The sequence below is a fragment of the Verticiella alkaliphila genome (assembly GCF_018904615.1).
GTDB classification, from domain to species: Bacteria; Pseudomonadota; Gammaproteobacteria; order Burkholderiales; family Burkholderiaceae_B; genus Verticiella; species Verticiella alkaliphila.
In genome coordinates this window covers 76,700-89,465 of the sequence record NZ_JADCNH010000004.1, presented here as the reverse complement: position 1 = coordinate 89,465, position 12,766 = coordinate 76,700, and the positions used below count along the sequence as shown (strand labels likewise).

The window sequence follows — 12,766 nt, the reverse complement described above, 5'->3', positions numbered from 1 at the left end:
CCGGCAGAGCGCATCGCGTAGACTGCCGCGATAGGTCGGCCACGTCGCTGCCGATCGCAGACAAGGAAATCGTGATGTCGTCTCTCCCGCCTGAGCAGAAGCCCGTCGGCAAATCCCGCATCTTCATCACCGGCTCGGCCGACGGGCTGGGCCTGGCCGCGGCCAAGGCCCTGCTGGACGAAGGCCACGGCGTGGTGGTGCACGTGCGCTCGCAGGCGCGCCTGTCGGCCGTGGCGCCTTTGTTGGCACAAGGTGCCGTGGCGGTCGTGGGCGATCTGGCCAACCTGGACGAGGTGCGGGACATCGCCCGCCAGGTGAACGCCATCGGCCCCATGGACGCGATCATCCATAACGCAGGCGTGCTGTCGGGCGACGCCGTGCTGGTCGTCAATGTCGTCGCGCCTTATCTGCTCACGGCTTTGCTGCCCAAGCCGAAGCGGCTGGTCTACCTCAGCAGCAGCATGCACCGCAGCGGCACGGCAGATCTGGCCACCATGGACTGGTCCGGCCAGACGTCCACCGGCAGCTACTCGGACAGCAAGCTCTTCGTGACGGCCCTGACGGTGGCGGTCGCGCGCCTGTGGCCCGGTGTCTGGGTCAATGCCGTCGACCCGGGCTGGGTGCCGACGAAGATGGGCGGCGCGAGTGCGCCGGACGACTTGCGGCTCGGGCACGTGACGCAGGCGTGGCTTGCCACCACCGACGAGCCCCGCGCGCTGACGAGCGGGGGCTACTGGCACCACCAGGAGCGCGAGGAACCGCACCCGGCGGTCTACGAGATCCCGTTCCAGAACGAACTCGTGACCACCTTGGCGCGCGTCACAGGCACAGTGCTGCCGGAATGACGGTGGGATGATTGCAGCTTCACGCGGGCCAACGAGCGGTGTCGCCTGATGACCCGCGCCGCTGACGCCGTCAGTTCGTCGGGCAGGCCGGCAGGCTCGCGCGCAGCACGCCCAGCGCCGGGCTGTCGTCCACCCCGATCTGGTTGTCGGTGAAGCGGCAGCCATAGTCCGGTGCGGCCACCACGGCGGGGTCGAGCACCTCGTCGCCCTCGGGCTTCACCCCGTTCTGCTCCCAGCGCAGCATGGCCTCCAGGGCAGAAGCCTGCTCGGCCACCGTGAAGTCGCAGTGGCCCGTGCTACGGATCGCGCGCTGCACCAGCCAGGCGTCGGTGCCCTTGTCGATGGCGCGCTGGCGATAGATCTGCTCCATGCTGAAGGGCACGTACATGTCGCCCAGGGTATGCAGGGTCACCACCGGAATGTCGATCTCGGCATTGGCCTGGGGCACCCAGCGCAGGCCGTCGCGGCGTAACCGGTTCGCATCGGCATCAGGCGTCACGCGAAAGACCTGGGCATTGAAGGCGCGCTCTTCTGCACTGATGGCCGGATCGTCATCGAGCTGGTAGACGATGTTCCGGGTGTCGACGACCTCCTCGGTCAGAATGCCCTGCACCGTGCCGTCACGCCCGAACGTGCCCCAGACCAGACTCTGCAGGTTCGTGCCGGCAAAGCCTTGATCGAACATGGGCCGTGCGCCACCGGTCAGGTTCTGCACGATCGTCTTCAGGGTCTCGCCCTGAGGCTGCGTCACCTGGCTCGGGAACTGGGTGAAGAGGGCGCTGCGCACGGTGGGCGCGATCTGCTCCCAGTTGGACACCGGCCACTGGCCCACGGGCTCGTTGGCGAGTTGCTGCGCGGCCACCTGGTAGGCGGCGAAGTAGTTGTAGAGCTCGGTGTCGCCCAGCACGCCGCACAGGGGGACGGCGCCGTCGTAGCTCACGCGATTCACGGCCGTGCGTGCGGCCTCGGCGTCGATGGCGGCCGCCGTCACGTGCCCGCCCAACGAGTTGCCCGTGATGTAGGTCTTGGAGGGCCGGGCGAGCGGGCGCCCATGCTTCTCGGCCAGTCGATTGAAGGCGAGCGCCAGGGCATTGGTGTCTTCGACGCCCGCGCGCACGTCGTAGTAGTTGGCCGAATAGCTCGATGCGGCCCAGGCGTAGCCTTGCTCGAGCAGGAAGCGGCGCGAGGGCGGGTTGCTCACGCGCAGCTCGGGGCCGGTGCCCGCGTATCCATGCGCGTAAAGGAACAACATGCCATTCCAGTTTTTCGGAACCTCGATCCGGTAGCCGGAATCGTCCAGCGTGCCCCACCAGCGATCCGCGTCAGGGGCGCCTGCGAGCGCGGTGAAGGGGAGAGACGGCTCGTCCACGAAGAAGGGCCGAGTGTCCTGGGGGCGTTCGGGCTCGGGCGCGACGACGACGGGGTCGTCGCCACCGCCGCCGCAGGCGGCCAGCAGCGCGCAGGCTGCGGCCAAGGCGGCCAGGTGGAGCGTCGGGATGCGAAGCGTGGACGAGGGCATGGCGTGTCTCCGATGCGCGCGGCGGCGCCATCCCCGCGCCGCGCGATGATCTGGATGGGGGCTGCCTTGACTTATAGGGCCTGCACCCAGAACGTGGAGCATGCCGTCATGGCCTTTTAATTTTTGAAACCAAAATCCGTTTCGCCTGGCAAATGGCTCATCGCGGTACGTTGCTCGCAGCGCGTGACTTCAGACTGCTAGGCAGCCGTCCATTCCGCGATGCTGTGGTAACGGGGTTCGCCGGGTGCTGAATCCGTGCCGTGGCAAAGCGCAAATCGAACGAACCGGGAGGACGGCGGAAGACCGTGAACAGCCAAAGTGGATGCACGGGTAAGGCGCGCCAGTGTCACATGCGGACGGTAGGGGCGTGACTCGACGGGCACGCCCACCGCGCGCAGCGCGGCGCTGACCGTGGCGTGCAAGCGTGTGAGCGCCTCGGCCTCGGCATAGCACAACACCTGTACGCGCGGCCGGTGTTCATCCGGCCAGCGCTCGGTATGCAGTGTGTCCAGAGTCATCGCGGGAGGTGCGGCGCCGCTGAGATGCGCGGTGAGCGCGCTTGCCGTGGCTGCGTCAAGGTCGCCCAGGAACGCCAGGGTGAGATGCAGATCTGCGGGGTGGAGCGGGCGCACGCCAGGGGCGGCTGGCGGGCGGCTGCAGGCAAGCGCATGGCGGCTGGGGGCGTCAGGCCATAGGGCGATGAATGCCCGTCGCCATTCGGGGGAGGCAGCGGTCATGGCCGAATCTCCTGGATTCGCAAGCCACAAAAAGCAATGGCGCCCGCGAAGGGGCGCCATTGGGAATCGGGTTGGTGGGCGGTACAAGGTTCGAACTTGTGACTTCCACCGTGTGAAGGTGGCACTCTACCACTGAGTTAACCGCCCGATCCGTCGTTGTCGCGTTGCTGTTTGCGCCACGCCAATCGAGAAAAGAACTATAGCACGTTTTTTTACGCTGTGTAAAGCTGGCGCCACAGACTTTGGCCCTTGACCTGTTTGTCGAGCCCGTCGAGATACGCCGCGTGCGCCGCGAGCTCGTCGGGCGAGGCCACGATCACCGGCAAGTCGATGGCCACGATCTCGGCCGGACCTGTGCCCACGTCGTGCTGCGTGGTCTCGGGCTCGTCGATCACCAGGCTGTTCTGGCCGCGCGTCATGGCCAGCCAGACTTCCGCGAGCAACTCCGAATCCAGCAAGGCGCCGTGCAGCTCGCGGTGCGCGTTGGAGATGCCATAGCGATCGCACAGCGCATCCAGCGAATTGCGTTTGCCCGGGTGCAGTTCGCGCGCCTGCATGAGCGTATCGATCACGCCAGCGCAGTAGGTGGTGAGCGGCGGACGCTGCAGGCGTTCGAGCTCGGCGTTGAGGAACTTCACGTCGAACGCGGCGTTGTGGATGATGAGCGTGCCGCCCGCGATGAAGTCGAGGAAGTCGTCCGCCATCTGTGCGAACACGGGATGTTCCGCGAGGAATTCGCGGGACAGGCCGTGGACGTTCTGCGCGCCCGGATCGATGTCGCGCTCCGGGTTGAGATAGGTGTGGAAGTGCCGGCCCGTCAGTTGGCGGTTGGCGATTTCCACGCAACCGATTTCCACGACGCGGTGGCCCAGTTCAGGTTCCAGGCCGGTGGTTTCGGTATCGAAGACGATGTAGCGCATGGGCGGGGCAGGGCAAGGCGGAGCGGCCGGAACGGATGCCGGCCAAGCAGGGATGATAACAAGCCCGGCTGGCCGCGCCCATGCCGTGGGCGCGGCTCAGCGCGAGGGCGACGGCGGGAGGTGTCCTCCGCCTCGCGCGTGGCAGGCCGTCAGGTGGTGGGCTCTTCGCGCAGAGTGCCGGTTGGGCCACCGTCCGGCGCAGGCGTGCCGTGCGTGCCATGTGCCTCGGCCTCGCGATGGCTGCGCAGGCGGCGCGGCGCGATGAGGCTGTACACCACCGGTACTACGAAGAGCGTGAGCACGGTGCCCACCGTGAGCCCGCCCACGATCACCCAGCCGATCTGCTGGCGGGATTCCGCACCCGCGCCATGCGCCAGCGCCAGCGGGATGGCCCCCAGCACCATGGCGCCAGTCGTCATGAGAATGGGGCGCAGCCGCAGGATGCTGGCCTCTACCACGGCCTCCAGCATCTCCTTGCCTTCCTCGCGCAACTGGTTGGCGAACTCCACGATCAGGATGCCGTGCTTGGTGATGAGCCCGAGCAGGGTGATCAGCCCGATCTGACTGTAGATCGACAAGGTGCCACCCGACAGCCACAGCGCCAGCATGCCCCCTGCCAGCGACAGCGGCACGGACATCAGGATCACGAAGGGATTGCGCCAGCTCTCGAACTGCGCGGCGAGCACCAGATAGATGAAGGCGAGCGCCATCCCGAAGACCAGGTAGATGCTGCCGGACGAGTCGCGGAACTCGCGCGATTGGCCGTTCAAGTCCGTCTGCACGGTGGCGGGCAGGGTGCGCCCGGCGATCTCCTGCATCGCGGCAAGCGCCTCGCCCAACGAATACCCTGGCGCGAGATCGGCCGAGATCTGCGCGGCACGCAGACGGTTGAAGTGGTTGAGCGACTGCGCCGATGCGCCTTCGCGCACGTCCACGAGGTTGGCCAGCGGCACCATGCTGCCGTCGCGCACCCTCACGTAGATACCCGCGATGTCAGCCGGATCGGCGCGCTCATCCGGGGCCACACGCACGCGCACGTCGTACTGCTCGCCATCGCTCGCAAAGCGCGTCACCTGGCGCCCGCCCAGCATCGTCTCGAGTGTGCGGCCCACCACGGCCACGTCGGCGCCCATGTCGGCCGTGCGTTCGCGATTGACGGTCACGCGCAGCTCGGGTGTGTTCAGGCGCAGGTCCGAATCGAGGTTGCGCAGGCCGGGATAGCTTTCGAGTTCGGCCATGAAGCCCTGCACCACCTTGGCCAGCTCCGCGTACGGCATCTGGCTCATGATGACGAATTCCACCGGCGAGGAACGCGAGGATTGCCCGAGCGAGGGCGGGTTGCTCACGATGGCGCGCACCCCGGGCAGCGTGGCGAACTGCGGACGCAGCTCGGCGGCGATCTCCTGCTGCGTGCGATCGCGTTCGCCCCAGGGCTTGAGCCGCAGGATGGCGGTGCCATCGGTCACCGTCGGAAAGCCGGCAGAGGCTTGATAAGACACGCGCTCCGGGATCTTCTCCATGAAGGCTTCGGCTCGCGCGAGGTAATCGATGGTGTAGTCCACCGTGGCGCCTTCGGGTGCGAAGACGCGCGAGAAAACGGCACCGCGGTCTTCCGTCGGGGCGAGTTCGCTCGGCAGCACCTTGAAGAGCGGCACCAGGCTCGCCGCCGTGAGAAGCCCCAGCACCACCACGATCGCCCGATGCCGCAAGGCCAGGCCGAGCACGCGGCGATAGCCGTTGGTCATGCCGACGAGCACGCGTTCGATGGCGTTGTAGAAGCGCCCATGGCCGGTGTCGTGCCGCAGGAGGATCGAACACATCATCGGCGTGAGCGTGAGCGCGACGAAGCCCGAGATCAGCACCGCCGAGGCGAGCGTCAATGCGAATTCGATGAACAGCCGTCCGGTGCGGCCCGTGGCAAAGGCCAGCGGCGCATACACGGTGATGAGCGTGAGCGTCATCGCGATGACCGCGAAGGCGATCTCGCGGGTACCGCGCATGGCGGCCTGCATGCGCGGCACGCCGTTCTCGATGTGCCGAAAGACGTTCTCCAGCACGACGATGGCGTCATCCACCACCAGGCCGATGGCCAGCACCATCGCGAGCAGCGTGAGCGTATTGATGGAGAACCCCATCGCATACATGATCGCGCACGCCCCGATCAGCGACACGGGAATCGTGACGATGGGAATCAGGCTCGCGCGCAGGTTACGCAGGAAGAAGAGGATCACCAGCACCACGAGCACCACGGCTTCGAGGATGGTGGCGTAGACCGACTTGATGGATTCCTCGATGAAGACAGACGAGTCGTAGGACAGGTTCAGCCGCATGCCCGCGGGCAGGTCAGTGTTGATGGCCTCGATCTCGGTGCGGGCGGCCTGCGAGAGCTCCAGCGGGTTGGCCGTGGACTGGCGCACCAGGCCGATGTTCACCGCGGGCTGGCCGTTAAATCGCGATTGCACGCGCTCGTCGACGGGGCCAAGTGCCACCGAGGCCACGTCGCCCAGACGCACGGGATAGCCGTTGACGTTGGCGAGCACGATGCCGCGGAACTGATCTGGCGTGCGCAGGCCGGTATCGGCCACCACCGAGAATTCGCGGGCGCGCGACTCGATGCGGCCCGCGGGGATCTCGACGTTCTGCGTGCGCAGCGCGGTCTCGACATCCTGCACCGTGAGCCGGTAGGCCGCGAGCTTGGCGCGATCCAGGTCGATCCGCATGGACGGCAGGCGCTCGCCGAAGATCCGGACCTCGGCCGCGCCGGGCAGCACCGACAGGCGCGGCCGCACATAGCGGTTCAGGTAATCCGAGGTCTCGATCTGGCTCATGCTGCCGGATTCGACCGCGATGTAGATGATGGGCTGCGAATCCGCCTCCACCTTCGCGATCACCGGCTCGTCCACCTCGTCGGGCAGGCTGCGGCGGGCACGCGAGACGCGGTCACGCACTTCTGCGGCGGCGGCGTCCGGATCGCGCGAGAGCCGGAAGCGCACGTTGATGTTGCTGCGCTCGGCGCGGCTCGTGGACGTCATGAGCTCGACGCCTTCGATGCCGGAGATCGAATCCTCGAGCGGCTTGGTCACCTGCGACTCGATCACGTCCGCGGCGGCGCCAGGGTAGGTGGTGCTCACCGAGACCACCGGCTCGTCGATCTGGGGGTACTCGCGCACTGTCAGGCGCTGGTAGGAAATCAGACCAATCAGCACGACGACGAGCGAGAGCACCGTCGCGAAGACGGGGCGCTTGATGCAGGTATCGGAGAGAATCACGGGCGGCGCCGCCTCAGGTGGAGGGCACGAGGGTCACGGCCACGCGCGCGCCGTTCTGGATCTTCTGCAGGCCGGCGGTCACGACCTGGTCGCCGTCGGCCAGGCCTTCAAGCACCTCGACCTGGCCGCCGCGGCGTTGGCCGATGCGCACGGCCACTTCCTCGACCGTCTCGCCGCGGACACGGTAGACGTAATGACGATTGTCCCGCGGCGCCAGCGCCGTCTCGGGCACGAGCAGGGCGGGCGTCTCGGCCAGCAGCAGATTGACGCGCGCGAACATGCCGGGGCGCAGCACGCCATCCGCATTGTCCACCACCGCGCGCATGACAAGTGCGCGGCCGCTCACATCCACGAGCGGGCTGATGGCAGTGACCTGCGCTGTCCACGTGCGGTCGGGCAGGGCATCGACGGCCACGTCCAGACGCTGGCCTGGGGTGATCTGCGAGAGATAGAGCTCGGGGATGCGGAAATCCACCTTGAGCTGTCGCAACGCCTGCAGGGTGACGAGATCCTGGCCTGCGGTCACGTAGTCGCCCACGGACACCGTGCGCAAGCCGATCTCGCCGTCGAAGGGCGCGCGGATCACCGTCTTGTCGAGACGGGCGCGGGCGAGCGCCACGTTGGCCCGCTCGACCTGCAAGGTGTTGTTCGCCTCGTCGCGGCCCTGGCGGCTGATGAAGCCCTCGCGCTGGAGCTCATCGGCCCGGCGGAACTTGCTGTTGGCCAGGCCGAAGTTGGCTTCGGCCTGCTGCAGTTCGGCGCGTGCAATGTTGTCGTCCAGTCGGAGCAGCACGTCGCCGCGCTTGACGCTCTGGCCTTCGACGAAGGGGATGTCGCGGATGCGCCCGGCGATCTCGGGGCGCAGCATGACGGACTCGTCAGAGACGAGGCTGCCCACGGCGTTGAGCCGCTGCTCCAGGGTGGACGTCGTCACGGCAACGGCTTCGACGGCCACCGCGGCTCGCGCCCGTGCGGGCTGTGCGGCAGGTGCGGCGGGCGTCGTCTGCGCGGCCGCAGGCGCCGGCGCGGTCTGACGCGACACGACATAACCCGCGGCCGCACCCGCGCCGACGGCCGCGAGAAGGAGGAGAACCAGGAGGCTCTTGCGCATGGAGAGTACTGCCCTGAACGGAACGGCGCCGAGCGGCGTGCGGAAAAACGAAACCCGGGCCCAGAGAGCGCCGGGGCGTTACGGAATGTACCACCGGCATGGCGCCGACGTCATATCCAACGGTACGACTCTCGCCAGGGCAGAAGGTTCGCGCGGTGGACGTCAGCTGCGGCGCAGCTCGGCGACGCCCTGGTTGGCGAGCTGGTCTGCACGCTCATTGCCTGGGTCGCCGTCGTGCCCGCGGACCCACCGCCATTCCACCTCGTGGCGGGCGCACTCGGCGTCGAGCTGCTGCCAGAGGTCAGCATTCTTCACCGGCTTCTTGTCGGCCGTGATCCAGCCGCGCCGCTTCCAGTTGATGATCCAGCCCGTGATGCCTTTCTGCACGTATTGCGAATCGGTGTGCAGCACGACCCGGCAGGTGCGCTTCAATGCGCGCAGGGCCTCGATCACCGCCAGCAACTCCATGCGGTTGTTGGTGGTGTGCGGCTCGCCGCCATGCAGGGTCTTCTCGTGGTCGCCGGCGCGCATCAGGGCGCCCCAGCCGCCAGGGCCGGGGTTACCCTTGCAGGCGCCATCGGTCCAGATTTCAACAAAGTCGGTCATGCGTTCAGAATCAGGCTAGGAATGGGGCGCGCTCGTGTCGCGCACCCGCTGGTTGACCGCGACGGCACCGGTCGCACGGGCCCGGCGGCGCTTCTTCCAGGACGGACCGATGAAACGCATGCCTTGCACCCGCTTGACCGCGGAGACCACGTACACGGCGCCGCACACGGGCCACCAGCGGTCTCCGGCCTTCTCCATGAACGCGTAGCGGCTCAACCATTTGGCGCTGGCGACGGGCGGGACATAGCAGCCGAAGTGGCCGCGGTCGAGCTCGAACGATAGCAGCTTCAGCCAATCCTTGAGCCGCGGGATGGAGAGCATGCGGTCGCACTCGGGCAGCCAGTCCTTGCTGGCCAGGCGATGGCGCAGGCTCCACAGGCTCCACGGGTTGAACCCCGTGATCACGAGCCGGCCCTCCGGGCGCAGCACACGCTCGGCCTCGCGCAATACCGCATGCGGATTGCGCGCGTACTCGAGCCCGTGGGGCAGGGTGAGCAGATCGAGCGACTGGGTCTCCAGGGGCAGGGCCTCGAGCGTGGCGAGCGCCTGTCCGCTCCAGTGGGCGGCGAAGGGCTCGCGCGGCTGGGTCGGCCCCACGTACGCATGGAACGGCATGCGGTTGGCCCGCAGCGTGTCGAAATCCGGCAAGCCGGCCTGCACCGCGTGAAAGCCGAAGGCGTCCTCCACGGCCGCGTCCACGCGTGCCTGTTCCCAGGCCTGGACGTACTGACCGGCCGGCGTCGTGAACCAGTCGGTCAGTTTTACAATGGCGGCGGTTTCTTCGCGGGACGTATGGGAGGACATGACATGCAAGGCAAGACGTTGAGCCGCGGTGCTCTGCAGCCCGAAGGGGCGGCGCCGGCTGGCGTATTCGGGCTGCGGGCGTTCGATGACAACTATATCTGGGTGGTGCGCCGTGGCGACGACGTGGCCGTGGTCGACCCGGGCGATGCCACGCCGGTCCTCGAGGCACTAGAGATGCACGGTCTCAGAATGGTCGCCATTCTACTCACCCATCACCACGGCGATCACGTCGGCGGCGTGATGCGCCTCCTGGAGCACGCGGCCGTTCCCGTCTATGGGCCCGCCACCGAGCGGCTGCCCCATTGCGATTTTCCCCTGCGCGAAGGCGACCGCGTCCAGTTCCGGGAGCTGGATCTGGACCTGGCCGTTCTCGACGTGCCTGGCCACACCGCCGGCCATATCGCTTATCATGGGCGCGCCGCGCTTGCCGAGCCGGTCCTCTTTTGCGGCGATACCTTGTTCGCCAGCGGATGTGGCCGGCTGTTCGAAGGCACCCCCGCCCAGATGTACGCTTCGCTCGCCAAGCTGATGGCGCTGCCGGGCGAGACGAGGGTATATTGCGCGCACGAATACACCGCCGCCAATGTGCGGTTCGCCTGTGCCGTGGAGCCTGCCAACGCCGATCTGGCCACCTGGCGCGACACGGTGGCGCTGCTGCGCGCCGAAGGCGAGCCCACCGTGCCAACGACGCTCACGCACGAGTTGGCGGTCAATCCGTTTCTGCGCACCGCGCAGGCCGCCGTCCAGGCGGCAGTGTCCAACCAAGCCGGCCGCCCGCTGCGAGGGGAGGTCGACGTTTTCGGCGCCCTGCGCGCCTGGAAGGATGAGTTCCGTTGAATCGTGACCCCGCTCAACCCCCGCAAGCCGCCCGCGCTGGGGCGCTTCGCACCACCCGCCTCGCGCTGGCCTGCGCCGGGCTTGCCGCCTTCCTGGCGGGCTGTGCCACACAGCAAGGCACAGACCTGAACGCCGCCTCGGTCAGCACCGCCCAGTCGCTGTCGCTGCGCTATCCGGCACCCAAGACCATCCCCACCATCGACGTGGCAGCACCCGCGGCCGACGTCTGGAAGCGCATCCGGCGCGGCTTTGCCATGCCGGATCTCGTCGCCCCGGAAGTCGCCGTCTGGACGGACTACTACGCGGCGCGCCCCGAGGCGGTGCAACGGATCATGACACGCTCGTCGCCGTATCTGTATTACGTGCTCGAGGAGATCAACCGCCGCGGCCTGCCCACGGAGCTCGCGTTGCTGCCGTTCGTCGAGAGCGCGTGGGATCCCACCGCGCTGTCGCGCTCGCAAGCCTCCGGGCTCTGGCAGTTCATCCCCAGTACCGGCCGGCACTTCAAGCTGCGCCAGGACGAATGGCTGGACGAGCGACGGGATCTCGTGGCCTCCACGCAGGCCGCTCTCGACTACCTCGAATACCTTTTCAACTTCCAGGGCGACTGGCACCTGGCGCTCGCCTCCTACAACTGGGGCGAGGGTGCCGTGATGCGCGCCATGCAGAAGAATGACGCCGACGGCATGCGCACGGACTACGTCTCGCTCAAAATGCCGGACGAGACGCGCAACTACGTCCCCAAGCTGCAGGCGATCAAGAACATCGTGGCCGATCCGGAGCGCTATGGCGTGCGGCTGCCCGTGGTCGAGAACCAGCCGTACTTCGTCACGGTGGCGCGCACGGACGACATCGACGTGCCGCTCGCGGCGCGTCTGGCCGGCATGTCGGTGGAGGAATTCACGGCGCTGAATCCGGCCTTCAAGCGCGGCGTGATCTCGGCCGCGGCCCAGCGCCCGATCCTGCTGCCCGTGGGCCAGGTCGACACCTTCCTCGCCAATCTGGATGCCCACCAAGGCCCACTCGTCACCCCGCAGGCCCCCGTGGCGGCCAGTGCGCCCACGCGCACGGCGCGGGCTCAGGCGCCGTCCCGCAGCGCCCGCGCTAGCCATCGCACGCACCGCGTGCGCTCGGGCGATACGCTGCACAAGCTGGCGGCCCAGTACCGCACCACCGTCCAGAATCTCCAGTCGCTCAACCGCCTGAATCACTCGCGTCTGCAGGTCGGCCAGACCTTGCGCGTGCCGGCCGGTTGAACGTCGTCTTTCCCTTCACTCTGAAGCCATCTACAGGAGTCATCCATGGGTTTTCTCGCCGATAAGCGCATCCTCGTCACGGGCGTGCTGTCCAACCGCTCGATCGCCTACGGCATTGCGCGCGCCTGCCATGCGCAGGGGGCGCAGCTCGCTTTCACCTACGTGGGCGAGCGCTTCAAGGAGCGCGTGGCCGAATACGCCGCCGAATTCGGCAGCGACATCGTGCTGCCTTGCGACGTGGCCGAGGACGACCAGATCGAAGGCGTCTTCACGTCGCTCGCCGAGCGTTGGGATGGGCTGGACGGCTTGGTGCACGCCATTAGTTTCGCCCCGCGCGAGGCGATTGCCGGCACCTTCCTCGATGGACTCTCGCGTGAGGCCTTTCGCATCGCTCACGACATCTCGGCCTACAGCTTTCCGGCACTGGCCAAGGCCGCGCTGCCGATGATGCAGGGCCGTGACGCGAGCGTGCTGACGCTGTCGTACCTCGGCGCCGAGCGCGTCGTGCCGAACTACAACACGATGGGTCTGGCCAAGGCCGCGCTGGAAGCCAGCGTGCGCTATCTCGCGAACGATCTCGGCCCCAAGGGCATCCGGGTCAACGGCATCTCCGCCGGCCCCATCAAGACGCTCGCGGCCAGCGGCATCAAGGATTTCTCCAAGATCCTGCGTTACGTGGAAGCCCACGCGCCGATGCGCCGCAACGTGAGCATCGATGACGTCGGCAACGCCGCCGCGTTTCTGCTCTCCAGCCTTGCCGGTGGCATCACGGGCGAGATCACGCACGTCGACTCGGGTTTCTCGACGGTCGTGCCGGGCATGGATGAGTAAGCGGCGCGCAGGGGCGCTGCCCCGGCCGTTG

11 protein-coding genes and 1 tRNA gene are annotated in these 12,766 nt (G+C 67.6%); 4 read left to right on the top strand and 8 right to left on the bottom strand.

Going from position 1 to position 12,766, the window contains the following annotated elements; translation table 11 throughout:
* Nucleotides 1-74 precede the first annotated feature (74 nt).
* Nucleotides 75-845, top strand: a complete 771-nt coding sequence (locus IMZ29_RS04490) for an SDR family NAD(P)-dependent oxidoreductase (RefSeq protein ID WP_216181068.1) — start codon at nucleotides 75-77, stop codon at nucleotides 843-845.
* A gap of 70 nt (nucleotides 846-915) precedes the next feature.
* Here the strand turns inward: IMZ29_RS04490 and IMZ29_RS04485 are convergent, their stop codons facing one another.
* The 8 genes from IMZ29_RS04485 to IMZ29_RS04450 form a co-directional block, all read right to left on the bottom strand.
* Entirely contained in the window at nucleotides 916-2,364 is a 1,449-nt protein-coding gene (locus IMZ29_RS04485) for an alpha/beta hydrolase family protein (RefSeq protein WP_253206819.1), read from the bottom strand.
* Nucleotides 2,365-2,561: 197 nt separating this feature from the next.
* Nucleotides 2,562-3,101, bottom strand: a complete 540-nt coding sequence (thpR, locus tag IMZ29_RS04480; protein ID WP_216181065.1) for an RNA 2',3'-cyclic phosphodiesterase — start codon at nucleotides 3,099-3,101, stop codon at nucleotides 2,562-2,564.
* Between the two features lie 72 nt (nucleotides 3,102-3,173).
* Nucleotides 3,174-3,248: transfer RNA gene (locus tag IMZ29_RS04475), tRNA-Val, on the bottom strand.
* A 65-nt stretch (nucleotides 3,249-3,313) separates the two neighbouring features.
* The gene (gene dnaQ / locus IMZ29_RS04470) at nucleotides 3,314-4,021 is read right to left on the bottom strand and encodes a DNA polymerase III subunit epsilon (protein WP_216181062.1); all 708 of its coding nucleotides are present in this window, start codon (nucleotides 4,019-4,021) and stop codon (nucleotides 3,314-3,316) included.
* A 149-nt stretch (nucleotides 4,022-4,170) separates the two neighbouring features.
* Nucleotides 4,171-7,290, bottom strand: coding sequence for an efflux RND transporter permease subunit (locus IMZ29_RS04465; protein ID WP_216181059.1), 3,120 nt, complete (start codon nucleotides 7,288-7,290; stop codon nucleotides 4,171-4,173).
* Between the two features lie 13 nt (nucleotides 7,291-7,303).
* On the bottom strand, nucleotides 7,304-8,401 hold the full coding sequence (locus tag IMZ29_RS04460; RefSeq protein ID WP_216181056.1) for an efflux RND transporter periplasmic adaptor subunit: 1,098 nt from the start codon (nucleotides 8,399-8,401) through the stop codon (nucleotides 7,304-7,306).
* A 162-nt stretch (nucleotides 8,402-8,563) separates the two neighbouring features.
* Nucleotides 8,564-9,007 carry a ribonuclease HI gene (gene rnhA, locus IMZ29_RS04455; protein ID WP_216181053.1) on the bottom strand — a complete coding sequence of 148 codons (444 nt, stop codon included), beginning with the start codon at nucleotides 9,005-9,007 and terminating at the stop codon, nucleotides 8,564-8,566.
* A 15-nt stretch (nucleotides 9,008-9,022) separates the two neighbouring features.
* Nucleotides 9,023-9,811 carry a class I SAM-dependent methyltransferase gene (locus IMZ29_RS04450; RefSeq protein ID WP_216181050.1) on the bottom strand — a complete coding sequence of 263 codons (789 nt, stop codon included), beginning with the start codon at nucleotides 9,809-9,811 and terminating at the stop codon, nucleotides 9,023-9,025.
* A gap of 3 nt (nucleotides 9,812-9,814) precedes the next feature.
* Between IMZ29_RS04450 and gloB the strand changes: the two genes are divergently transcribed.
* The 3 genes from gloB to fabI are packed head-to-tail and all read left to right on the top strand — an operon-like array spanning nucleotide 9,815 to nucleotide 12,735.
* Entirely contained in the window at nucleotides 9,815-10,648 is an 834-nt protein-coding gene (gene gloB, locus IMZ29_RS04445) for a hydroxyacylglutathione hydrolase (RefSeq protein WP_216181047.1), read from the top strand.
* Nucleotides 10,645-11,904, top strand: coding sequence for a transglycosylase SLT domain-containing protein (locus IMZ29_RS04440; RefSeq protein ID WP_253206817.1), 1,260 nt, complete (start codon nucleotides 10,645-10,647; stop codon nucleotides 11,902-11,904). Before gloB ends, IMZ29_RS04440 begins: the two co-directional genes overlap by 4 nt.
* A 45-nt stretch (nucleotides 11,905-11,949) precedes the next feature.
* A complete protein-coding gene (gene fabI / locus IMZ29_RS04435; protein WP_216181044.1) occupies nucleotides 11,950-12,735 on the top strand; it encodes an enoyl-ACP reductase FabI in 786 nt (261 codons plus the stop codon).
* The last annotated feature ends 31 nt before the right edge of the window (nucleotides 12,736-12,766 follow it).